This is a genomic window from Paraburkholderia sp. CHISQ3 (genome assembly GCF_030464945.1).
Classification (GTDB): domain Bacteria; phylum Pseudomonadota; class Gammaproteobacteria; order Burkholderiales; family Burkholderiaceae; genus Paraburkholderia; species Paraburkholderia megapolitana.
This window is the reverse complement of sequence record NZ_JALPRG010000003.1, coordinates 656,232-680,066: the sequence shown is the minus strand read 5'-3', so window position 1 is coordinate 680,066 and position 23,835 is coordinate 656,232. Positions and strand designations below refer to the sequence as shown.

General features: G+C 61.7%; 15 protein-coding genes. 5 read left to right on the top strand and 10 right to left on the bottom strand.

Features of this window, described 5'->3' with window-relative positions; all coding sequences use genetic code 11:
* Position 1 precedes the first annotated feature (1 nt).
* Positions 2-2,182: an alpha-galactosidase gene (locus tag M0D65_RS09865; RefSeq protein WP_266252490.1), complete on the top strand. Its 2,181-nt coding sequence runs from the start codon at positions 2-4 to the stop codon at positions 2,180-2,182.
* A 73-nt stretch (positions 2,183-2,255) separates the two neighbouring features.
* Here M0D65_RS09865 and M0D65_RS09860 read toward each other — a convergent pair whose 3' ends face one another.
* Positions 2,256-3,644 carry an MFS transporter gene (locus M0D65_RS09860; RefSeq protein WP_266252489.1) on the bottom strand — a complete coding sequence of 463 codons (1,389 nt, stop codon included), beginning with the start codon at positions 3,642-3,644 and terminating at the stop codon, positions 2,256-2,258.
* A 276-nt stretch (positions 3,645-3,920) separates the two neighbouring features.
* On the opposite strand from M0D65_RS09860, the gene M0D65_RS09855 reads away from it, so the two are divergent.
* Entirely contained in the window at positions 3,921-4,229 is a 309-nt protein-coding gene (locus M0D65_RS09855) for a DUF4148 domain-containing protein (protein WP_266252488.1), read from the top strand.
* Positions 4,230-4,318: 89 nt separating this feature from the next.
* Positions 4,319-4,648, top strand: a complete 330-nt coding sequence (locus M0D65_RS09850; RefSeq protein WP_266252487.1) for a DUF4148 domain-containing protein — start codon at positions 4,319-4,321, stop codon at positions 4,646-4,648.
* A gap of 115 nt (positions 4,649-4,763) precedes the next feature.
* On the opposite strand, the gene M0D65_RS09845 is transcribed toward M0D65_RS09850, so the two are convergent.
* Both M0D65_RS09845 and irlR read right to left on the bottom strand, forming a co-directional pair.
* On the bottom strand, positions 4,764-6,161 hold the full coding sequence (locus M0D65_RS09845) for a heavy metal sensor histidine kinase (RefSeq protein WP_266252523.1): 1,398 nt from the start codon (positions 6,159-6,161) through the stop codon (positions 4,764-4,766).
* A gap of 5 nt (positions 6,162-6,166) precedes the next feature.
* Entirely contained in the window at positions 6,167-6,838 is a 672-nt protein-coding gene (gene irlR, locus M0D65_RS09840) for a heavy metal response regulator transcription factor IrlR (RefSeq protein WP_091006442.1), read from the bottom strand.
* A gap of 275 nt (positions 6,839-7,113) precedes the next feature.
* Here irlR and M0D65_RS09835 point away from each other — a divergent pair, with 275 nt between their 5' ends.
* The gene (locus M0D65_RS09835) at positions 7,114-7,782 is read left to right on the top strand and encodes a carbonic anhydrase (protein WP_091006444.1); all 669 of its coding nucleotides are present in this window, start codon (positions 7,114-7,116) and stop codon (positions 7,780-7,782) included.
* Positions 7,783-7,857: 75 nt separating this feature from the next.
* Positions 7,858-9,417 (top strand): SulP family inorganic anion transporter, encoded by a 1,560-nt coding sequence (locus M0D65_RS09830; protein WP_266252486.1) that lies wholly within the window; start codon positions 7,858-7,860, stop codon positions 9,415-9,417.
* A 362-nt stretch (positions 9,418-9,779) separates the two neighbouring features.
* Here the strand turns inward: M0D65_RS09830 and M0D65_RS09825 are convergent, their stop codons facing one another.
* From M0D65_RS09825 to M0D65_RS09795, 7 genes are all read right to left on the bottom strand, one after another.
* Positions 9,780-10,895 carry a porin gene (locus M0D65_RS09825; RefSeq protein ID WP_266252485.1) on the bottom strand — a complete coding sequence of 372 codons (1,116 nt, stop codon included), beginning with the start codon at positions 10,893-10,895 and terminating at the stop codon, positions 9,780-9,782.
* Between the two features lie 511 nt (positions 10,896-11,406).
* Positions 11,407-12,120: a carbonic anhydrase gene (locus tag M0D65_RS09820; RefSeq protein ID WP_245811286.1), complete on the bottom strand. Its 714-nt coding sequence runs from the start codon at positions 12,118-12,120 to the stop codon at positions 11,407-11,409.
* 481 nt (positions 12,121-12,601) lie between these two features.
* Positions 12,602-15,007 (bottom strand): penicillin-binding protein 1C, encoded by a 2,406-nt coding sequence (pbpC, locus tag M0D65_RS09815; protein ID WP_266252484.1) that lies wholly within the window; start codon positions 15,005-15,007, stop codon positions 12,602-12,604.
* A gap of 86 nt (positions 15,008-15,093) precedes the next feature.
* On the bottom strand, positions 15,094-21,201 hold the full coding sequence (locus tag M0D65_RS09810; protein WP_266252483.1) for an MG2 domain-containing protein: 6,108 nt from the start codon (positions 21,199-21,201) through the stop codon (positions 15,094-15,096).
* A gap of 108 nt (positions 21,202-21,309) precedes the next feature.
* Positions 21,310-22,275: a hypothetical protein gene (locus M0D65_RS09805; protein WP_266252482.1), complete on the bottom strand. Its 966-nt coding sequence runs from the start codon at positions 22,273-22,275 to the stop codon at positions 21,310-21,312.
* A gap of 93 nt (positions 22,276-22,368) precedes the next feature.
* Complete coding sequence (locus M0D65_RS09800; protein WP_170275720.1) at positions 22,369-22,968, bottom strand: TerD family protein; 600 nt, start codon at positions 22,966-22,968, stop codon at positions 22,369-22,371.
* A gap of 114 nt (positions 22,969-23,082) precedes the next feature.
* A complete protein-coding gene (locus M0D65_RS09795; protein WP_266252481.1) occupies positions 23,083-23,835 on the bottom strand; it encodes a VWA domain-containing protein in 753 nt (250 codons plus the stop codon).

Sequence of the window (23,835 nt, the reverse complement as noted above, 5' to 3'; positions counted from 1 at the left end):
CATGCACGCAACACGCCTCATTCATCTGACTGGCGATGCCATCAGCCTCGTTCTCGAACCCAACGGCGCTCTGCCTGTGTGGCGGCATTTCGGCGCGAAACTCGGCGCGAGTGCCGATCCGCTCGCTATACCGCTTTCCGATGCGCTTGCCGATGCGTGGCCCGCCGCAGCTGCGCGGCCCCTTCCTCCGACGATACTGGCCAACGACCCACCGCTTACGTTGCTGCCCATTCACGGCCTGGGATGGTTCAACCAGCCGGCTCTTGCCGGCAGTCGACCTGCAAGCGGCGGCGACCTCGACTGGGTGCAGGATTTTCGCGAAGACGATTTGAGCTGGGACGAGCACGCGTTGCGGATAGCGTTGAGTGACGACGTCGCGGGTCTTGGGTTGACGCTGAGCTATACGCTCAACCCGACTTCCGGTGTGGTCAGCGCATGGGCAGAAATCGAGAATCGCGCCGACACGCCGTTCCGGCTGGACTGGCTGGCCGCGGCTTGCGTTCCGCTGGCGCCTGGCATGGATCAGGTACTGGGGTTCAGCGGCAGATGGACACTCGAGTTTCAGGAAAACCGCGAACCACTTGGTATCGCTACCTGGCGGCGCGACAACCGCCGTGGACGTACCTCGCATGACTGCTTTCCCGGCATCATCGTGGGCAGCACGCTCGCCGCCGACGACGGTCCGGTGCTCGGCGCCCACCTCGGCTGGAGCGGCAATCACACGATGCTGATCGAGCCACTCGCCGACGGCCGACGACAATTGCAGATCGGTGAATGGCTCGCGCCCGGCGAAGTCGTGCTCGAGAAAGGCGCACGTTACCGGACGCCTACCGCGTATCTGTCGTTCAGCACGCAGGGGCTCAACGCGCTGAGCGCCGGTTTCCACCAGTTCGTGCGAGCACATGTGCTTGCGTGGCCCGGCGGCACGATGACACCTCGCCCGGTCCATCTGAACACGTGGGAAGCCGTGTATTGCGAGCACGATCCGGACGATCTGAAGTCGCTTGCGAGCGCGGCGGCGCGACTCGGCGTCGAGCGCTTCGTCCTCGACGACGGCTGGTTCCATCGGCGCGACAACGACCGCGCGGCGCTCGGCGACTGGTGGCCCGATGCGCGCAAATATCCGCAAGGGCTGGCACCGCTCGTCGATCACGTGCGCGGGCTCGGCATGCAATTCGGCTTATGGGTTGAACCGGAGATGGTCAATCCGGATAGCGATCTGTATCGCGGGCATCCCGACTGGGCGATGCAACTGGAGGGCCGTCCGTTGATCACAGGCCGCAATCAGCTCGTTCTCGATCTGGCCAATCCGGCGGTGGCGAACTACCTGTTCGCCACGCTTGGTGTGTTGTTGCGCGAATATCCGATTGCCTACCTGAAGTGGGATATGAATCGCGATCTCGCCGCGGCTGGACACCGCGGTCGAGCCGCGTATCGTCGTCAGACCGAGGCGTATTACCGCTTGCTGGCGCGCCTGCGTGACCATTTCCCCGCACTCGAGATCGAGAGCTGCGCATCCGGCGGCGGTCGCGCCGATTTCGGCGCGCTGCAGCACACGCATCGCATCTGGACCAGCGACTCCAACGACGCGCTGACACGTATCGGCATCCAGCGCGGATTCACGCGCTTCTTCCCACCCGAGATCATGGGCGCGCACATCGGTCCCGCCGATTCGCACACCACAGGCCGCCGACATAGCATGGCGTTTCGCGCGGCGGTGGCGTTACCGGGTCATCTTGGACTGGAAATGGATGTGCGCCTGCTCGATGCCGATGAACGCGCCGAACTGACGCGCTGGATTGCGCTCTTCAAGGAGTGGCGCGGCGTCGCGCATAGTGGGACGCTTCGGCAGGGAGATATCGAACCGTCGCTGGCGTGGGTGCAGATCGTCGCTCGCGATCTCGGCGCGGCGCTCGTTACGGTTTATCGGCGGTTCGAAAGTGCGAATCGTTATATCGCACCGCTTCTCGTGCAGGGGCTCGACGCAGAGCGCCGCTATCGCGTGAAGATCCTGCACATGCCCGTGGCGCCGCATTTTGCGAAACCGTCGGGGCTTCTCGCGGCACTGGCCGATGAGGGTGTCGTGCTGTCCGGCGCGACGTTGCGCGATCTCGGCTTGCCGGTGCCGCCGCTGCCGCCGGAATCGGCGGTCGTGTTCAGTTGCGTGGCAGTGGACGATTGAGCGATTGTCCGGGAACGGGAAGCGCTGGTTGCTCCGGCGCATTCTCGGTCCCTGCGATGCCGACAGCATCGCGTCATCGTGCCTGACGCGCACCGGCCGGTCTCGATCTCGGTCGCGACGTCGCCCACCACACAAACGCGGCCACCGTCGACAGCACGACGACAATGCCGAGCACCGCGTTCATCGCCGACTGGAACACGTGAACGGTCGAGATGAACGTGCCGACAATCGCAACGCCGAGCGCGGAGCCGCTTTGCCTGGCCGAATTCAGCACGGCCGCCGCTACGCCCGCGCGGCTCTTCTCGACAGTGCCGAGCGCCGGAGACGTGGCGGCCGGCGAAATGAAACCCGATGCCAGGCCAATCGCGAGCAACGGCAACACGGCGCGCCAGTACGGCGAACTGGCCGTCGAAAGCATCATCCCGAGCGCACCCGCCGCATAGAGACCGAACGCGATACACATCGACTGCCGCGCGCCCAGAAGCCTGACGAACCGGCTCGACAGCAGGCCGCCGAGCGCCACCATACCGGTCATCGGCAGGAACGCGAGGCCGGTGTCGAGGGCCGAATAGCCGCGCACCTGCTGGTAGTAGAGGCTGAACGTGAACAGCATGCCGTAGAAGATAAACGCCGACGCCATCGACACGACCGTCGACCCCGAGAACAGCGCATTGCGGAACAACTGCAGCGGCAGCATCGGATTGCGCGTATGGGTTTCGATGAAAAAGAACGCTGCCCACGCGATGCAACTCGCCGCAATACCGAGGCGTATCGGCAGCGATTGCCATCCCACCACATGCCCTTCGATCAGCACGCCGATCAACGTGCCTAATGCGACGACAACGGCCACCTGCCCTGCCAGATCGAAATGGCGCGTGCGCGAGGCTGCCGTTCGATCCACCGAGAGCGTGAGCCACAGCCCCATTAACCCGATCGGCACGTTCACGAAGAAGATGCCGCGCCAGCCGAACAGATGGATCAACAGCCCACCCACGAGCGGCCCCGAAGCCATCGCGACACCACCGCAGCCCATCCAGACGCTGATAGCCGCGGCTCGTTCGGCCGGTACAGGATAGGCATCGTTGATGAGCGCAAGCGAGCATGGCACGAGCATCGCGCTACCGACGCCCTGCAACGCGCGTGCAAGCGCCAGCGTGGCGAGGTTCGGGGCGAGCCCGCACAGCGCCGATGCAAGCGCGAATATTGCAAGCCCGGCAAAGTAGACGTTGCGTGCGCCGAGGCGGTCGCCGAGCGTGCCGCCCGTCATCAGCAGACTCGCAAACGTCAGCGTGTAGGCGTTGACGATCCATTGCAGACCCGCGACGTCGCTGTGCAGCGTGTGGCGAATTGCCGCAAGCGCGACGTTGACGATGGATGCATCGAGCAGAACGACCGTATAGCTGATGCTGGTTGCGGCCAGAACGCGCTGTGCAGTGCTGCGGCCGGAAACGAGTTCGGCCATGCTCAGCGCCCGATATCGGTGTGTGGGGTCATGGGGGTATCGCTTGGGCAGGAGGTGGCCCCAGCTTAAGTGTCTTTTTCTTCGGGATGCTTCGACGCGGATCGAAGCATATCGAAGCCCGCCGCTACCGGCTCTTTGTGACACCCATTTGAAATCCCCGCTCCAAATAGCATTTGTGACAGAAACATCATCCTGAGATCACGTTGAGGATTCGTCTGAACGCCACACTGAAGTCACTCGGAGTCAATCACGGCACCGACCTTAAAGGAGGCTCAAATGAAAGTTCGAAACGTACTTGGGATTGGCCTGCTCGCCGCCTTCCTCTCCCCCCTGGCTTCCGCAGAAGTGGACCAGCACAAGTCAGCCCAGCACTCCCACGTGCACACCGGCGCTACGGACACGCACAAGAAGGTCAAGCCGAAGCATCACGGCAAGACGCGTGCTGAGGTCCGTCAGGAACTGATCGAGGCGCAACGAAATGGCCTCGTGCCGACGAACGACGTGAACTACCCGCCGAACGAACGCACCATCGAACGCAACAAGGCGCGCTATGCCGCGTACGAGCGCCACAACGCCGGCAAGTAAGCAACCTGGCGCTTGTGAGCGCCTTACTACTCAATCGGGAAGATGCGTCAATGGGCGCATGCCTGTCCCACAGATAACTGGAGTCGTACATGAAATCCATCACCACGCTCATCCTTGCTTCGGCCCTGCTCTTTTCTACTGCGGCCGTTCAGGCTCAAGGTCTCACACGCGCTGAAGTCAAACAGCAACTCATCGAAGCCCAGGCCAACGGGCTCGGCTACGTGACCGACGCGTCCTATCCGGCGGTTCATCCGATCTACGAACACCGGGTCAAGGCGCAAGCGGCAAAGAGCAGCTACGGCGGTGTGCCTGCCGGATCGCAGCAAGCTGGAGAGAAGCCGCACGGGCTGCCGATGCCGCACGGCAACCCGCACTGCGTCGGACCGGTTAGCTTCTGCAATATCTACTTCGGCTCGTAAATGCAGCTTGACTGGCACGGCGACGAAAGCGAAAGCCGGATGAGGCATGCAGTTGCCGCACTCATCCGGCGCTGTGAGATTTCGCTCGCTGTGCCGTTTCTCTTGCCGGCTGGATCTAGGGCCGCTTGAAACTCAGCACGAACGCCGTGCGCACACCAGGCTCGCTTGTCACCGAGCACTCGCCATCGTGTTCGTCCATGATTGAACTGACGATCGCCAGTCCGAGCCCCGAACCCAACGCCGATTCATGGCGCGCCGGATCGACCCGGTAAAAGCGATCGAAAATACGCCCGAGATGCTCAGCGCCGATACCCGGCCCAGTATCGACAACGGCGACTTCCGATACCACGTCGCGCTCCGTACACTGCACGAGGATGTCGCTGCCCATCGGCGCATGCGCGAGCGCATTCGATATCAGGTTGCTCAATGCACGCTGCACGAGCAACTGGTTCCCGTCGATCTGCGCTTTCCCCGTTACGCGAATAGCGACACTCTTCTCGCTGGCAAGCGTCTCGTAGTATCCCGCAACCCGCTCTGCTTCCTCATGCGTCTCTATCCGCACGAAGTTCACGCGATCCGCGCGATTTTCGGATCGGGCGAGGAACAGCATGTCATCGATCATCCTTGACAAGCGTTGCGTTTCATCAATGCCCGATTCGATCACCGTACGATATTCGTGCGACTCCCTTGGTCTCGACAAAGCCACCTGAGACTCGGCGAGCAGGTTGGTCAGCGGCGTGCGCATGTCGTGGGCGAGATCGGAGGAAAAGCGCGACAGGCGTGCGAAGGAATCGTCGAGGCGCTGCAGCATCCGGTTGAATGCCTGGTTCAGTGCGAGCATCTCATCGGCCATGAGAATGTCCGGCAACGGCTGTATCAATTTGCTGCACGACACCTGATCGGCGCGCGCCGCGAGCAACTTCAGCGGCCGTAGACCAAACTTCGCAAGTGCATACGCGATCAGCGCGGAAGCAATCGCACCAAGCAGTGTGACCAGCATGACGTTGATCGAATAGGTACGAAGCAAGGCCGCCTGACGGCTACCGTCGTACTGAACCACCACACGAACGGCGCGACCCTCGCTACCCTCCGAACCCACCAGCGGCACCGACTCGCTGACGTAGCGGAACACACCGTAGGTTCGATCGACAGCTCGCGGGCGATCGCGGCCCGAATCGACGAGGATGCCCTCACGCAGCCTGAAGCGCACAGTGCGCACGAGTTCGCGCCCGTCCGCGGCATAGATCGCCATTTCGATGTTGTCGTGCGCATGGAATGGATCGAACCATGCAGGACCATGACTCGCAACAGACTCTTCGCTGTGCTCCGTGACGAGGTGCGAACGCGTCGCGGACAACGTCATATAGATCTGCTGTGCAGCGTCGGCGGTGATGTTCTGCTTGAGCGCCGCGTACAGACACAACCCGTTGAAGGCGAGCAGGATCGAGCTGGCGAGCGCGAACAGGATGGCCAGTCGAACGCTCAGCGTACGCGGCAGAAACCAGTAGGTCATCCGTTTCACTCGCGGCACTCCAGCACATATCCCATGCCTCGTACCGTATGGATCAGCTTGGTCGGATACAGATCGTCGATCTTCGCCCGGACCCGTCGCACCGCGGAATCGACGACGTTGGTGTCGCTGCTGAAGTTGATGTCCCAGACCTGCGACGCGATGGTCGAGCGCGGCAGTACCTCGCCTTCGCGCCGCATGAGCAACCACAGCAGCGTGAATTCCTTCGCGGTAAGAAGAATCGTATCGCCCTGGCGTGTCGCCTTACGACGCGTGATATCGAGCTCAAGATCGGCCACCTGCAGAACCGACGGATCGCGGCCCTTCCCTCTACGCAGGATCGTGCGAATGCGCGCGAGCAGTTCGACGAAATCGAAGGGCTTCACGACGTAATCGTCGGCGCCCATCTCGAGACCTTTGACCTTGTCGCTGGTGTCGCCGCGGGCCGTGAGCAACAGCACCGGCGTCATGTGTGTGCGTCTTAACGCGGACAGCACCGACCATCCATCGAGACCCGGGAGCATGACGTCGAGCACGACGAGGTCATAAGCCTCGGTGCTCGCCTGGTGCAGGCCGGTCACGCCGTCGTGCACCCAGTCCGTCACAAAACCCGCTTCATTCAGGCCTTTTTGCAGATACGCCCCTGTTTTAACCTCGTCTTCAACGATCAGAATTCGCATTTCTATTTTTTCCATTGCAGGTATTGCACAGCGCGTTAGCACATGACGAATTTCTCATCTGGCGGTCATGCACGCGCACTGGGTCATCGCTAGATTAGGTCACTGAAGTCTCGATGTATGCGCCTTCGCTAGCGGATACATCGTCTCGATTCAGGCCTGTTGATCCGCCGGCAAGCGGAGCGATGAAGGCAAATTGTAATAAAAGTCCACTGCAACAGACACCCATCCGACCGTGTAGTTCCGCGCAAGCGGACAACACATCACTGGAGCACCCAATGAACCGCACGAAACGCATGCTGCTGGAAAACATTGCATGGGCCACCGAATCGGCGCACGGCGATCCGGCATTTTTCGAGGGTCTGGCACTCGGCCAGAGTCCCAAAGCGCTCTGGATCGGCTGTTCGGATAGCCGCGTGCCTGCGGAGATCGTCACGAATTGCTCGCCCGGCGATCTATTCGTTCACCGCAACATCGCGAACCTGTTTTCGCCTACCGACGACAACGCCATGAGCGTGCTCGAGTACGCGGTCAAGGTCCTGAAGGTGCCGGACATCATCGTCTGCGGGCACTACGGCTGCGGCGGCGTCAAGGCTGCGCTGCTACCCGTGCCGTCGGATCTGCCGCATGTCGCGCGGCGTATCGCGCCGTTGTGCTCGCTGGCACACACGCACGACGAGGAACTGGAGGAATTGGCGGGTATCGACGAGCGGGTCAACCGTCTGGCGGAACTCAACGTGATGGCGCAGGTCCGCGCGATCCGCGCCACTTCGATCGTGCGCGACGCCGATCATGCACCGCGCGTACACGGCTGGATTTTCGGGCTGCACGACGGCCGTATCAAAGTGCTGATGTCCGGAGATCCTCACCTGCCGCACGGTGCGACAAGTAGCCGCATGGTGTCGGTACGCGAGTATCTGCATGCGGTGGAGACGATGGCTCGTTGATAGCGCGATGTTCCGGTAGCGCGCCAGCCATCGCCCTTTTATCTCTCATAAAGAAACCTCTGGAATTCAAACCCTATGACCCTACGCGAACAGTTTGCATCGTTTCCACGCGACATGTTTGCCGGCACCGTCGTCTTTCTCGTTGCATTGCCGCTGTGTCTCGGCATTGCCAACGCGTCGGGCGTCGAGCCGTTCGCCGGTCTGCTGGCCGGCATTATCGGCGGACTCGTTGTCGCGCTGCTTAGCGGTTCGCATCTGAGCGTGAGCGGCCCTGCCGCCGGGCTCGTGGTGATCGTCGTCGACGGAATCGCAAGGCTCGGCAGTTTCTCTTCGTTCCTGATGGCGGTGTTGCTCGCGGGCGCCATTCAGTTCGGCTTCGGGATGCTCAAGACCGGGCGGTTCGCCGCCTATGTGCCTTCGTCGGTCATCAAGGGCATGCTGGCCGCCATCGGTCTGTTGCTGATCATCAAGCAGCTACCGCTCGCGGCCGGGCTTGCCAACGGCAATGCAGAGGCACTGAATGCAGCAGCCGGCACCATCGACACTCCGTTCGGCGCGCTCTCGCTGTCTGCCTGCGCGGTGGCGTTGCTGTCGATAGCGATCCTCGCAAGCTGGGACACCAAAAGCATGCGACGCTTCGCGCTGGTGCGCGCCGTGCCTGCGCCGCTCGCGGTTGTTGCACTCGGCATTGGCGTGACGTTGTTGCTGGACGTCGCTGCACCCGGCCTTGCGCCGCCGGCCGAGTATCGCGTGTCGTTGCCTTCGCTGGCTTCGTTTGCGGCACTGGAACAGGCGTTCAACTGGCCGGCGCTCTCGCAATTGATGAACCCCGATGTGTGGCGCCTCGCAGTCACCATCGCGATCGTCGCGAGTCTGGAAACGCTGCTTAGTCTCGAGGCCGTCGAACAGATCGATCCGAAGAAACGCGCCGCACAGCCCGACCGTGAGCTGAAAGCGCAAGGCATCGGCAACATGGTGGCAGGCGTACTGGGTGCACTGCCGATCACTTCCGTGATCGTGCGCAGTTCGGCCAATGTTCACGCGGGGGCGCAGAGCCGCTGGTCGGCGTTCGTGCACGGGGTACTGCTGCTCGTCAGCGTGTTCGCGTTGACTGCCGTGATCAACCTGATTCCGCTCGCCTGTCTCGCCGCGATCCTGATCTTCACGGGGTTGAAGCTCGCCAAACCGTCGATGTTCGCGGATGTCGCAAAGCAAGGTAGTGCGCGTTTCGTGCCGTTTATCGTGACGATCGTAGGCGTGCTGCTGACCGACCTGCTGATCGGTATCGTGCTCGGCATCGTCTGCAGCATCATCCTCGCGGTTCGCGCGCACATGCAACGACCGATCACGATGGCGCGACACGACGATCACTTCCTGCTGTCTTTCCGCAAGGACGTGTCGTTTCTCGCGAAGGTGAGCCTGAAAGCGCATTTGAAGTCGGTTCCCGATCACGCGACCGTCGTTGTGGATGGTAGTCGTGCCGACTTTATCGATCCGGACGTGCGGGAGTTGATCGATGAGTTCGTGCGCGAGGCGCCGGCGCGCGGTATTCATGTCGAATGCCGGCAGCTTGAGCCCATAGTTCAGGAAACCGTGCCGTATACCGGGTTCCGGATGTTTCAGCGCAGCAGGTAAGCTGGGAAATTCACTGTCACGTGTTGTACGTGGCAGTGCGTCAGTGTAGTGAATTCGTCTACGCCGCTTGGTGCCGTTCCGGTCAAGCGGCGTGTCTCATGTGGTCTGTGGATCTTCCCCGTCCGTCGTCATACGTCACCGCATCTCTTGCACGCCCTCAATGCTTCGAGTGGCTGTGAAGCGAATTCCTGTTAGCTTCGCTTTGCAAAGAGACGTTCAATTTCTTAGTCTCGTATCCACGCATCCACGCTCGTTCGTAGCAGCTCGTCACCCTTCCACCTGCTACTCAGGCTTCCGACAAAAAGAGGGAGGCGCCCTCGCGGGCGCCTCCCTCGTCCATCAGCCTGGTGTAGCTCTACGCGTCAGAAGCGATGACGCAGGCCTACCGTTGCAGCCGTCTGATCGCGCGAACTGGACCCTACTGCGTTGAGTGCATTGCCGCTATAGATCGACGCACCTGCCCCGTCACCCGTCGCGCGCTGGTAGACCACCTGGGTGTACACATCCGTACGCTTCGTGAGCGAGTAGTCGGCCTGCGCGCCGATCTGGTGGAAGCGATTCTTGCTGTCGCCACCAAACGCGGAATCGCGCAGATCCGAGAACGTGTACGCGACGCCGAGACCAAGCGCCGGCGTCAGATTGTACTTACTGTTCACCTCATAGTTGTTCACCCGGAACGAGCCGCCTGTGGGCAGGTTGTCGATCCGTGCCTGCGTCCATGCAACGCCGGCTTCCACCGGGCCGTACGTGTAGCCTGCGCCGACACCAAACTGACGTTGCCGGCCGAGGGAACCAAAGTCCGAAGCACCGCCGTTGGACGCATCCGTGAAGACGTTAGTCGCACCTGCGTTGTTCTGCTGTGCATACGCTGCGGCGACGCGCAGCCCGCTGTTCTTGTAAGCCGCCCCCACGCTGTACTCGCGATTGTTGGCGAACGCGCCGGCCTGATTCGAGAAACCGTAGGTACCGCCAAACGTGAGACCGGAGTAATTCGCACTCGCGAACTTGACCGAGTTGTTCACCGACGAGCCGTCGTTCGTGTTCAGGTTGTCGAGGTTGCCCACGTGCGCGAAATAGGTGCCGCCCCAGCTACCCGTCGCGGTGAGCGGTGCCAGATAGTCCTGCACCGCGTCGTACTGACGGCCCAGCGTCACGGTACCGAATTCTCCCGAGAGACCAACGAACGCCTGGCGGTTAAACAAGCCGCCATTGTTCGCAACGCGTCCGTTGCCCAGTTCGAAACCGCTTTCGAGTGTGAAGATTGCCTTCAGACCGCCACCGAGGTCTTCAGCGCCGCGCAGACCCCAGCGGCTCTGGTTGATGCTGCCGCTCTTCTGTTCCCAGTTGGCGTCGCCACCGACATTGCTCGTGTAGGTGAGGCCCGCATCGATCAGGCCGTACAGCGTGACGCTGCTTTGTGCGTGTGCAGTGCCGGCAAACGAAGCGGCAACCGCAGCAAATATCAGCGTTCTTTTCATGAGGGAGATTCCTTGTAAAAACAGGTCTTGCGACCTGGGTGGGACAGTGGAGCGCTATGGCCTCCAGTAAAACGGTGTGTGCCCTGCGAGCCCAAACCTTTCAAAGTGAAAGTCTAGTTGATAGCCTTACGATTTGCATACGGAGTGCGAAGAAACAACGCTTGTCCGATGCGACAACTCGTCACGGAATACGCCCCGATCGCCATCAGTTGGCTGTCCCAAGTAGTTTCCCGCCGTATCTCACTAAAAAAACGAAGCATGACTCGCTCGGGAGATGACCGGAATGTCATCTAGCGATCATGTCGGCGCACCTTTCGTGTCGCAGAATCTGCTTTCTCACGTAAAGCGATGGCCTGCGCAGGCGCGTTTCAAGATAAGGAAGCGGTATGTGAACTCGCACCCCGACGAGACACACGTGCATAGCGCCATTAATTAGCTTCGTCGATTATTTTTGCGATATGCACGGTCCAGATTCGTCGCCCCGATCGGGCGCTCGAAACCGGGAAAACCTTCATGACTCGAGGAGATCGACCTTTCCGGTGGACAAGCGGTAAACACCTCCGATCACCTTCAGCTTCCCGGCCTTCTTTGCCTCTTGAATGATCGCCGATTGCGCAACCAGGTTGGCCATGCTGTCGCGAACGTTCTGCGCGATCGCCGCATCCAGCAGATTGGTGGTTTTGCCTTTGACCTTCTCCACCGCAGGCAGCATCGTCGTCACGAGTGAATGGATCATTCCGGGATACGTCGCTTCTTTCGTCGCAACCTTGACCGCGGCATCCACCGCGCCACACCGGTCGTGTCCGAGCACGAGAATGATCGGTACGTTCAACACCACGACAGCGTACTCAAGGCTGCCCAACACGTCGCCATTGACGAAATTTCCCGCGACGCGCGTGACGAATAGATCGCCGCGCGCGCTATCGAACGCATACTCGGGCGCGATTCGCGAATCGGCACAGCTCAGCACAGCAGCAAAAGGATTCTGTCCGTTGTTGAGCGCCTCTCGCTCGTGAACGAAATCGTGACGCCGGGTTACCCCCGACACATACCGCGCATTTCCCTCCATCAGACTCGTGGCCGCAGCGTCTGGTGACAACGCGTTTTGCGGCTTGGGGAGCACGATGGGTTCCGCAGCCACAGCCAGATTGCCAGTCAGCGCGGCGGCGAATGCCGACGCACCGCTCATGCGCAGGAACAATCGACGGGTCGGCGCTGATGCCATCGTCGTACAGGCTTGCGAATCACACATTCGACACCCTTGAAGTAGTTACGCATACTGTTCTGGACCGACATGTCCACTTACGCCGCTCAGGTCGGACTGTGAAAGGCGATCCAGAAACGCCGTGCCGCGATTACCGTTTGCCGTTCGTCTGATAGACGAAGGTTTGATGGATGTCTGTCAATTGATGGCTCGTCGCACTGACGCGCAACGCGTGTTCCAAACCGGCAGCCACAAAAAAAACGCCAGCCCGGAGATTCCGGACTGGCCAAGCGGAATGACTACTCTGACTCGGAGTGCGTCAGAGTTCGCGACAGTCATCCGTCCATCGCGCTACCCTTGAGACCCCTTCGACGCTGGAGAAATGCGTCGTCGGTGAATATATTCTGCAGAGCGAACGCTTTGCGGACGTGACCGCTTCATGATTTTTCTGTCATCGAATGTACGAACGTCAGTGAGATGTTTCGTGCACTACCGCCCTGCCTCACTCCACCAGTCCGACCGTAAGAGGACGTTCGTCGTTGCGCCCGTGATCGTCGACGACGCGTACCCGGTAATTGCCTGCCGTGGCGGGTTGCCAGTACAACGCATCGCTAGGCGCCGCACGTCCCACGTAGCCATTGTTGACGAACCAGTACAGCGTATGCACGCTGGCGTCGGCCGTCGCCTTGAACGCGATGCGCGTGTCGCCGGTTCGTGTCAGACGCATCGTGTACTCGCTGCCGCGCAATGGCGATGTGATTTGCGGCGGATCGTCGTCCGGTGCGCCCGCGCCCGTGCAGGCCGGATTTTGCGGCGGCTTGCGGCGCGGAATGCCCGCTTCGGCAAATACCTGCTGCAAATCCGACGACCAGAATTCGTACACTTCCTCATGCGTGCGCTTGCCCGCATACGGCGGACACGCGGGCAATCCGGTCGCGTCGTCGATCACCATGGGCCGATGCACGGTGCTGACGCGGATCGGCGACGTTCCGGGGATAAACCACGTCCAGCCCTTTTGCGGACACCATTGATTCGGCAGGTCGCCGCTCGCCAGACAGATCTGCACGCGTTTCACATTCAACGTTCCGCGCCGCGCCGGTTCGACGAGATCGGGATGCTCGGCCTCCACACTATCGACGATCTGGAAAAACAGCGGCGCCGCTGCATCGACGCCGACAAACGCCGGATTACTCGTACTGTCGAAGTTGCCGACCCAGACAATCAGCACATACGGTCCGAAGCTGCCGGCCGTCCACGCATCGCGAAACGCCCACGACGTCCCCGTCTTCCAGTACACCGGCAGATGCGACGGTTGCGCGCCCGTGGTTTCGTCCGGGCGCAGATGCTGACGCAGCATGTCCATGACCATGAAGCTGGCCTCGGCGCTCAATAGCCGCTTGCCTTCGACCACCGGATCGGCGGCATTCAAACGCAGCGGCTTCAACACACCGCGATTCGCAAGCATGGCGTACATGGCGGCCAGCTCCTGCATGCTGACTTCACCGCCGCCCAGTACGAGCGCAAGACCGTAGTGCTGCGAACTCGCCATGCGCGCCACACCGGCCTGCTGCAGAAACTGATACAGGTCGGGCTGATGCAACTGCGATGCAACCCATACGGCAGGCACATTGCGGCTACGGTTCAGCGCGTCCGTCGCGGTAATCGGGCCCAGAAAATGGCCGTCGAAATTCTCCGGTGCATACGGTCCGAACCAGCTCGGCACATCGCGCAACACGGTCTGCGGATGCAGTACGCCCTGATCGAAACCGAGTGCATAGATAAACGGCTTGAGCGTCGAGCCCGGCGAGCGGCGCGCGAGCGTGCCGTTCACCTGCCCCTGTATCGAGCGATCGAAGAAACCAGCCGATCCGACCAGTGCCTTGATGCCCATGTCGCGCGTATCGACGAGAATCGCCGATGCGTTGCGCACACCGTGCGTATTGTTGCGCGCAACATAGAGATTGATCTGGCGTTCGAGACTGCGCTGCAGATCGAGATCGATTGTCGTTACGAGGCGTGATGAGTCGCTCACAGCCGGGCCGTCCGAACGCTCGCCGAGCGCGCGTTGCGCGGCCAGTGCCTGATCGACGGCATGCGGCGCATCGAAGGGCAACTGCGCCGGTTGCCTCAGCGTCAGTGGCAACGCAAACAGCGGAGCGAGTGCCGCATCCTGCGGATGCGACTTCAGCCAGCGCGCGTAGAGCCGGTTGCGCGACGTTGTTAGCTGCGGGTTGATCAGTTCGGCTTGCGCCGCGTTACGCAAGCGACGCACCGGGTCTTGGGGAATCACCGCAAGCGCGAGCACTTCGGGCAGGCTCAATGCGCTTACCGGTTTGTTGAAATAGACGAGACTCGCGGTCCCCGCGCCTTCTACATTGCGTCCATAAGGCGCGTCGTTCAGATACGCTTCGAGAATCTGCCGCTTCGAATAGAACAGTTCCAGTTCGATCGCGCGGGCAATCTGCTTCATCTTGCCGAGCGGCGTGCGCGTATTGATGCGCCATAGCGAACGCGCGAGCTGCATCGTGATGGTCGAGCCGCCCTGCGGATTGCCGCCGCGCACATAGGTCACCCAGGCACCGCGCGCGAGTCCATAGGGATTGAAGCCGGGGTGCCAGCGATACCAGCGGTCCTCATGCAGCAACACCGCGTCGACGAGCCGCGGCGACATCTGGTCGAGCGGCACCCACAGCCGGTAGCGATCGTCTTTAGAGAGCGCAAGCCGCAGCAACCGGCCGCGATCGTCGAACACCGCAACCGACGACGGCTTCCAGCTCTGCAACGTCGCATGCGGCCACAGCCTGCATCCGACCAGCGCGGCCGCCACGAGCAGCAGCCCGGTCAGCCAGTTCTGCCAGCGATGCATCCAGCGGCCAAGGCCGTACAGCACGGAACGAAACAAAATCATGGACTTCTTCGAAGACGGATTCGCGCAACGGCTCGACCACGCGGCGGCGGGGTGTCATCGTCGACACCCCGCACGCCGCATGTCGGTCAGGGTGTGGGCGCGACGACCGTGAGCGTTGCCCCGCCCGGCGACCTCGCCTGCACGCGGCGGTCGTACATCGACTCGCCGTATGCGGGCGGAACGATGTAACGCCCGGCATTGCTTGCCTTGATCCGGTAGACGAACTCGCGCACATCCGGCGTCGCCGTACCGTAGATCACGACACGATCCTCGCGAATATCGGCGTACTCCGGCTTCCATGTCGATGTCGCCAGACCGACCGGCGAGCGCCACGCCGGCGCCGACGCGGCAGCAGCGCTTGCCCCGCTATCGTCCCCCTGCGAGGACTGATCACCCGAGTTGTCCGTGTTGTCGGTATTGCCGCTGTCCCCCTGCTGGGCTTGCGCAGCGCTGCTGTCCTGCGCGTCCGGCGCAGGCGGCGACGACAGCACCGGATCGAACCCGCCCGGCAACAGATCGACGATCGCGACATTGCCGACGCCCTTGTCGCCGGTCGCACGGATCTTCACATGCACATCGATTTCCTGACCGGTCGTGACCTTGTCGAGTGGCTTGCCGTCCGTACCGGTATATTCGCGCACGATTTCGAGCCCGTTCTTGATCGCCTTGTCCGGCGCGCCGCGGTCGTAACCGGACTGGGTCGCGATGCGCCAGGCAGGCAGCGGCCCACCGTTAACAAAGCGCAACTGGGTCGCCGCCTTGCTCCAGGTTCCCGCTCGCCACAGGTTGGCTTCGATCGACGAAATGTCTTTTGCGCTGCCGTCGGCATGGAGTTCGTCGATCTCCAGCTTGTCGAGGCCGATCGCATTCGAACTCGCGTAAGCGTCGAGCGCCATGATCGTCATCGCCGACGAAAGCGTATTGAACTGATTGTCCGCAAGCGGTCTCGAGATGTTCTCCATCACGTTCGGCGACAGGTTGTGGGCGCGATCCGGGAAGTGTTTCGCCAGCAGATAAAGCACGCTGGCGTCGCGCGTCAACGGGTCGATGTAATAGCCGTACGCATAAGCGTCGTCTTTAGGCTTGCGCTCGATCAGCCGCTGTGGTCCGGCAATCAATTGACTGGCTGCCTTGTCCTGTTTGAGCAACTCATACGACGCGGCCAGCCACGCGGCGGCGAGATCGTTCTTCCAGTCATTCGGGAATGCCTCCTGCAAGCGCTTCTGCACGGCCGCGAGGCTGTTGGTCGTTACGTTGCCTTGCCGGGTTAGCAGATACACCGCGTAGGCGCGTTGCCGGATCAGATCGAGCGACTCGAGGCTGTCGTCGGCGGCGAGTTTCTGCAGGTACTGATTGCCCGCATCGATCATGTCCTTCGGCACCGCCATGCCACGGTCGCGCGCATCGATCAGCACGTTCATCGCATAAGCCGAAATGAACGGATCAGCGTCCGGCGTCGCGGTCCAGACACCGAAGCCGCCCTGCGCGTTCTGCCGCGAGCGCAACACGTCGAGGAACTGCGCGAGCGCAGCGTCGTTCGTGATCGGAGCATCGGCGAGGCGCGGCTGCAACGCGCTCGAGAGCGACGGCAGCGTTGGCCAGTTCTGCGCGATCAGACGCGGCACCGCGGCACTGACGAGTTGCTCGCTGCAGTAGTTCTGAAGGTTGACCAGATACGACGTCAACGCTTCCGACAGTACGACCGGCACGGTCGAAATACTCGCCTCGCGCGACGAGTAAGCGTCGTACATGTTGCGCAGATTCGGTAGATTCGATTTCATCCCTGGGTCGACACGCGCGACGTCGACTTCGGTGCGGAACGGCGCCGCGGGGCGCACCGACAGATCGACGCTCTGCACGGCGGACTTGTCGCCATACCGTGCGCCGAAAGTCAGATTGCCCGAACCGGGTTTGTCGGTCGCCTTGACGCGGAATGTCACGACACCTTCATGCATCGACGCAAGGTTCACGCTCTGCACCGCCGCACCGAGCACCTGCAACTGCGGGCCTGTCTTCAGCGCGACTGCAACCGGTACCGGCTTGTCGCCACCGCCGGTCAGATTGTTCGCAACGCCAACGCTGACCTCCGCCTCGTCGCCGGGGGCCAGCGTGGTCGGTACGTTCGGCGACAGCACGAAGTCGCCGCGCACGATCGTCGAGCCTTCGAACGTGCCGACGAGATCCGGCGACACCGCTACCGCCATTACCCGCAGCTTGCCGTTGAAATAATCGGGCACGGTGTAGCTGAAGGTCTTGTCGCCATCGACGTCGACGATCCCCGACCAGTACACCACTGGCTTGTCGCGTTTGCGTTTGAACGGATTCAGTTGCCGGCCGATCGCGTCGTTAGCATCGCCGCCCGGTGCGGCCGCCTGCATCAGTTTGGCGAAGTCAGGCAGGATCAGGTCGAGAATCTGCGACGTACCGACTTCGAGCATCCGTTTGCGGAAGAAGTACTTGAGCGGATCGCCGAGCTTGTAGCCCGCGACCTGCAGAATGCCTTCGTCCACCGCGAACACCACGACTTTGGCGGGATGAGCCGAATGCAGATTGAACGTCACCGTCTGGCCGGGTTTGACGAGCGCGGGGCTATCCACCGTCAACGCATTGCGCCGCGCATCCACATTTACCGAGAAAGGCACGACGCCGTAACTAAGCGGGCTCATGAATATCTCGTCGGACGACGGATCGCGTACGTACTGCACGTTGATGTAGCCGTTGCCCTCGAAACCCGCCGGCACCGTGATGTGCTGGACCGAACTGGTCGTGCTCGCACGGAACCACGCATGTGCGTAGACCTTGTCGCGTTCGATCGTGATCAAGCCGCTCCCCGCATAAGGCGCGCGGATCGCGACGTCGACGGTTTCTCCAGGTGCGTAGTCCGTCTTGCTCAGATTGATCTGCAGTTCCGCGTTGCGATCGAGCGAGCGCGATACATTGGCCTGGCCCGCTACCGAGAACTGCACGCGGTTGACTTCGGTGCCGTCCGCCGTACGGATCAGCAGCGCGTAGTCGCCGGGTTTGTCGGTCGGCAGCGTGTAGTCGAGGCCGGCAGCGGGGATCGTCAGCGGCTTGTCGTCGACCGGCACTTCCTTCAGACGCGAGTCGTACTTGTAGACGCCCGAATCCTGCTTCGTCAGCACCGAGATGTAGCGACGCTCGACCAGTTGCGCGCGCAGGTCCTTCAGCTCGATCGCTTTCGCGTGAGGGTCGATGGCGATCAGTTTCACCGTGCGTGGACTGCCTCGTTGCACGTAGCTGAGATCGTCGACGCTCTTGTAGCCGACGAGCCAGTTGTTGCTCGATACAAGCGTCTGCGCGTTAGCCGCGACGTTACGGCCGCCGTCGGCCTCGTAGGCTTTGGTCAGGAAATACAGCTGATACGTCGCATCGGCGTACTTCTTCAGATCGAGATCGAATTCCGCGTGGCCTTTGTCATCGGTCTTGCCGTCCTGCAACGTCGTCGTGTAGCCCTCTTTCGCGCGCCGTACATCGAAGAAGTAATACCCCTGCCAGCTGCGGAACGTCGGCCACACCGGGCGCAATGTCAGCGAAGCTTCGACACGCCGATCGGCGGCCGGTGTGCCGAACAGGTTCTGTGCATCGACAATCCCTTTCAGCCCATCCGGTTTGACCCAGCCGTCCGCGACCTGCTGCGACAACTTTGCCTCGACCTTCATGCGGTCGGGCAGGAATTCCTTGACCTGCACGGTGGTCGAGCCGATCGGGTCGTCGGTCACCTTGCCGTCCTTGACGATGTAGAGGTTCACCGTCCACGCACCGGTCGGCGCCGTGTCGGTCGTCGTATATTGCAGCTCGCTAAAGCCCGACGCATCGACGGAAACCGGCTGCGTCTTCACCGTGATGCCGCGCGGGTCCACGATCTCCGCCTGCAGCGGAATGCCGGCCGGGCTACGCGTCCAGTTTGCCGCGCGCACGATCGTGCCGATATGGAACAGGTCGCCCGGACGGTAGATGCCCCGATCGGAGAACAGATAGGCGGACAGCTGCCCCTGGCTCGTCGGATTGCGTTCGCCGCCCACGTCAAAGCGCGAGAAGTCCAGTTGCCGGTCCTGACCGGCGACCGGCAGGAACGACAGGTCGTCATCCTTCTGCACGGTGTATAGCTCGGGGCGCTTGTCGCGGTCGAGCCCCTTGAGCGCCGGGAAATGCACCATGCCGTCTGCGGCTGTTGTCTGCGTGTAGAGCGCCTGGCCGTTCACGGCGAGCACCGAAACGCTGGCACCGCTAACCGGCTGACCGGTGCTGATCGACTGGATGAAGACGTCCTGACTGCCGTCCAGCCCTTTCTTCACGAGCATGCCGAGGTCGGTCACCACGATCATGCGGGTGTCGGTGGGCATTGCGCTGTCGTCGCTATCGCCGCTGTCGGAGTTGCTGGAACTGTCCGCGCTATCGGCGTTATCCGAATCGGCGCTGTCCGAGCTGTCGGCCCCTTGCGAGTCGCTGTCAGCTTTCGCCTTTGCAGCCGCGTCCGCTTTCTTCTTTTCCGCCACCGGGTCGTAGCCCGACAGATGCAGCAGGAAGACCCCGCGCTTGCCGCTCTTCAGATACTGGCCGAGATCGATCCCTTCGTAGTGCGCCTTGCCGGGGTCCGCGGCCGGGAACACGCGTTTCTGGTCGAAGCGCTCGACGATGTGGTCTTCACTGAAGTTATACGAGAGCTGCGGTTGCGAATACGTCCCCTGATTGAAGCTCACCAGATGCTGCAACTGGCCCGGCAGCACGCGGCCGATTTCCAGCTTCATTCCCGGCAGATTGCGCGACACGACCGACACCTGCTTGCTACCGGTCAACGACAGCAGCGAGCCGTTGGCCATAAAGCGCAACAACTTCGGATAAGGCGGCACCGTAAAGGCCTGCGTCACCGGACCGCCGAGCAGATATCCGCCGAAGCCCTTCAGGCCGGCTCCCACCTGGACGTAAACGCGTTGCCCCGGATCGGCGTGGTACTTGAAGCTTTGCAGCGCTGCGTAGTCGTCTTCGGTCGGCACCAGCGCGAGTGCGAGCGGCTTCGATTGACGCAGAACGGTTTCGCTGACTTCCGACGGCCCCCATTCGTACGGCGGGTCGTCGTCGGATTGTTCGACCTTGGGGTTGCGCTTCGGCAATACCCAGGCCTTCACGCGGCTACTCAGATCCGCACCCTGCACCGGGTTGCTGATCTCCGTCAGCAGCACCTGCTCAGGTTCATAGCGATCGTTGTCGACGAGCGTCGGCGCAATATTGCTGACCGTGAGGCTGTACAGACCCGGCACGCGCACGGATGTCTGCAGCGGATCCTTCGTGCCATCGCCGCCGCGCGAACTGCGCAGGCCCTTGTCGAGCGTGAGCGCCACCGATGTGTCGTCGTGCGGCAGGCTGAGCGGCTCCGAATGTATCCATGCATTCAGCTTCGCCGCGTCGTACACCACGGTGTAGCGCAGCGGTGACGACTTGCCATCGCGGCCGACCAGTCCCAGTGCGATGCGCTTTTCGAACTGCGCGGCATCGACCGGGTAGTTGAAGCTGATCGGGATGATGGTTTTCTTCGCGGTCTCGATGCGCGGGTCCTGATAGAACTCGCCGGAGCCGATCGTTGCCGTGAACGCCTGCACGTCGAAATCGATGTGGTCGTCGGCCATCAGCACGTGCGGTGCGAATACCTGAGCGATGTCGAACGTCACCGTGACATGCACGCCGACGGGCCAGTCGGCGGCCGGGGTGAAACGCAGCGTGTGGTCGTCCACCCAGATCCAGTCGCCCTTGAGCGCCGGCTTCATCGTGATGCCCTTGACGACCGGTTTGCCGACCAGCTCGATGGGCGCCGCGGAATGCGACATGTCGATCTCGAGCGGCGAGATCGTGATCTTCGGCGTGCCGTCATCGCCGACATAGCGGGTGACCGGCGGCGCCTTCACGCTGAAGGTGATGTGCTCGGGTTCGACCGGTTTCGGACGATGCTGATACCACTGCCAGCCAAACCAGCTTGCCAGTGCGAGCACGATGACAGCGAGCGCACCGCCGCCGACATGCCAGGGCCGCCGCTTCGTGAACGCCACGGACACCGGCAACCAGGCCGGCGCGGACCACGACACCTTACCCACAATGGGACGAAGCACCCAGCCGAGCAGATGCATCAGGCCGGCAACGATCCGGATCGGCAACATCAACAGAAAGCGCAGCAAGCCCATTTGTTATATTTCCCGGTTCTCGTCGGCGAGCATGTGCCGCCTGTCTTCTTCATATTCGGATCGAACGATGCCTAGCCCTTATCGCCCGAAGCCCCGTTAAAAACGCCTTTACCCTAAACTGCTGCGAAAGCCCATTGCAGGCAGCGTCAGCGTTCTCACTTCGTCACAGCGCATCACCCATTCTTCGGCCTGCCTGCGAATGTTCGCGGCCTGCCGTATCGCCATGTCCACTTCCTGCAGCGACGTCGTCATCGCGCTGGCCTTGCGTGCCAGCATGTCGCCCATCGTGCCGCGATCGGCCATGTCGTCGACGATCCCGATCGTGGCCGTTTCGACCGTCAGCGTCATCCGCACGCGCGAGAGCAGATCGTCGATCGTGTCGACCTGGGTAAGCGACTGCCGGATCGCCTGGGCGATGTCCGTCAGTTGCAGCATCGCGGCTTGAGGATCGAACGTGTGGCTGACCAGCAGGTTCAGCATCGATTTGTGTTTGCCGGCGTTCCCCGCCCTGTCGAGGATGTCCTTGATCAGATCTTCCGCGCCGAGATCGTGCAGGCTCTGACTGACCTTCACGACCTGCCCGATCAGATCCGCTGCGCGCGACAAGGTATCGCTGCCGAAATCGGTGAGCGTGCGGAAATCGAGCGGCACGATCCGGTTGAGGTTGTTTCTCACCAGATAGCCGTAGTCGCGCATCACGTCCGGAAACTTTTCCGTACCGCGTACCATCGCCTGCGCGATGCTGGGATGCTCGTCGATGGGAATCGCGGCGCTGGCGGTGGCGGTCATGGGCGACGCCGTCACCGGTGCCGGTGTCGGTGTGTCGGGACCAAGGTCGAGTGCAAGGTCCGGTGCAAATGAGCGAGCCGGCGCTGGGTCCGGCGTACCGGACAGATCAAGCGCCGCAACTTGCGGTGCTTGCGACGTTTGCGGTTGGGTTGACGACTGTGGCGCCGCCGCCGGTGCGTCGGGAAATTCAAGCGGCAGCGGCGTTACCGTGGCCGACCCCGTATCCCCGAAAAGCGGCTCCGGTTTGAGCGGCTCCTCTTCATCGAACAAGGGTTTGGGATCCACGACGTCGTCCTGATCGGGTCAGCTGCGCAAAGCAGCGGTGCCGCCCGTCTGGACGGCACCGCTCGTTGCATGTGCAACTCGTTGATGGCTCGCTTATTCCTCGTCTGCGGCCTGCAGGCCATAGGCGCTCAGGAATGCGGCAAGGCCCTTATTGTAGCCGGTGCCGATGGCCTTGAAATGCCAGTCGCCGTTTTCGCGCACGAACGAGCCCATCTGTACAGCCGTATAGGTCGCATCGTCTTCGGTCAGGCGGAACTGCGCGATCGGCGTCTTCGTATCGGCATCGTTAATGACCGCGGTCGTGTGATTGATGTGGCCGAAATTCTGCCTGCGCTTCAGGCCTTCGTAGATCTCGACGATCAGCGACACTTCGTCGACACCGGGATTCTGCGCAGCCAGGATGTCGAGGTCGAGCGTCATCGCATCGTCGCCGTCCTGCCAGTCGTCCGGGCGATGCACGACCGCGCCGGTCGGGTCCTGACGGTTGTTGTAGAACACGAAGTCTTCGTCGCGGGCGGCCAGCGGCTTGCCGGTCTTGTGATTGAGCAGGAAGGCGCTGACGTTGACCTCGAACTGGTCGAGACGGCTTTGTGCCGCCGCATTGACGTCCCACTTCGTGTCCACGAGAAAGCGCCGCACGTGGGCATGATCCTTCGAGAGGTTGATGCCCTGGTTTTTTTGCAGGTTAATCACGTTCGAATTCCATATAGAAATGACTCTGGTGTCCTGCGGGAGGTGTCGAGCCTTGCACGTCCCGGGTAGGTTCTGGAGTGCCTGCGGATACGGCAGTTATCGCGGTTATCGCGGTTACATGGGCGGGTGACCCTTCAACCACTGCACGAGCTTCGGACTCACTAGCTCCGCATAGAGTTGTTCGTCCGAGATGTTCAGGTGCTCGAGATCGACGAATTCGGAATCTTCGAACTCGCGGTCCATGCGCCGCAGAAACTCGAAACGATGCTCGCCCACGCCGACCAGCGACCAGAACACGTTGAAATCCTCCGAGCGCCGGATGGCCACTTCCGATTCGCGATGGTCCTCGTTGTCGCCGTCGGTAATCAGCAGCCCCAGCACCGGAATCTTTGCGAGCGACGGGTCGACCTGCGGCTCTGCGCCCGACTGATGGTGAAAGAGCCGTCCGAGCAAGCCCGGTTTGTGCTGGCGGTGTTCCTGATGTTTCGGATCGAGGCCGAAGTAGTGATCCTGAAACGCGTGGATCACGCCCGAGTAGCGCGTCGTGCCGAACTTCGGTATTTCGTCTTCGGTCAGGATCTGGCGCTCGACGTAATCGTGGAAATTGTCGGGCGTCGCCGGCAACGGCAACTGCGCGTACTTGTGGTCGAACACGAAGACATCGAGCCGGTGCGTGGGATCGAACGCCATCGCAAGTCCCAGCACGTGATTGACGACCTCCTGAACGGTCCCGTCGTTATAGAGCCCTCGCATCGAGCCCGAGATATCCATCATCAGACCGACGCGCAGTCTTGGCGGACTGGCGATGCCCTGCTTCTTCAGGACAATACCCGCGCGCTCGGCTTTTTTATGCAGATCGACAGCCAT

What these genes read in the sequence shown, in the direction of transcription:
- M0D65_RS09830 (WP_266252486.1), top strand. Translation starts at nt 7,858, where the DNA reads ATGACCCTACGCGAACAGTTTGCATCGTTTCCACGCGACATGTTTGCC.
- M0D65_RS09850 (WP_266252487.1), top strand. Translation starts at nt 4,319, where the DNA reads ATGAAATCCATCACCACGCTCATCCTTGCTTCGGCCCTGCTCTTTTCT.
- M0D65_RS09795 (WP_266252481.1), bottom strand. Translation starts at nt 23,835, where the DNA reads ATGGCTGTCGATCTGCATAAAAAAGCCGAGCGCGCGGGTATTGTCCTG.
- M0D65_RS09825 (WP_266252485.1), bottom strand. Translation starts at nt 10,895, where the DNA reads ATGAAAAGAACGCTGATATTTGCTGCGGTTGCCGCTTCGTTTGCCGGC.
- M0D65_RS09810 (WP_266252483.1), bottom strand. Translation starts at nt 21,201, where the DNA reads ATGGGCTTGCTGCGCTTTCTGTTGATGTTGCCGATCCGGATCGTTGCC.
- M0D65_RS09855 (WP_266252488.1), top strand. Translation starts at nt 3,921, where the DNA reads ATGAAAGTTCGAAACGTACTTGGGATTGGCCTGCTCGCCGCCTTCCTC.
- pbpC (WP_266252484.1), bottom strand. Translation starts at nt 15,007, where the DNA reads ATGATTTTGTTTCGTTCCGTGCTGTACGGCCTTGGCCGCTGGATGCAT.
- irlR (WP_091006442.1), bottom strand. Translation starts at nt 6,838, where the DNA reads ATGCGAATTCTGATCGTTGAAGACGAGGTTAAAACAGGGGCGTATCTG.
- M0D65_RS09865 (WP_266252490.1), top strand. Translation starts at nt 2, where the DNA reads ATGCACGCAACACGCCTCATTCATCTGACTGGCGATGCCATCAGCCTC.
- M0D65_RS09845 (WP_266252523.1), bottom strand. Translation starts at nt 6,161, where the DNA reads ATGACCTACTGGTTTCTGCCGCGTACGCTGAGCGTTCGACTGGCCATC.
- M0D65_RS09860 (WP_266252489.1), bottom strand. Translation starts at nt 3,644, where the DNA reads ATGGCCGAACTCGTTTCCGGCCGCAGCACTGCACAGCGCGTTCTGGCC.
- M0D65_RS09820 (WP_245811286.1), bottom strand. Translation starts at nt 12,120, where the DNA reads ATGGCATCAGCGCCGACCCGTCGATTGTTCCTGCGCATGAGCGGTGCG.
- M0D65_RS09835 (WP_091006444.1), top strand. Translation starts at nt 7,114, where the DNA reads ATGAACCGCACGAAACGCATGCTGCTGGAAAACATTGCATGGGCCACC.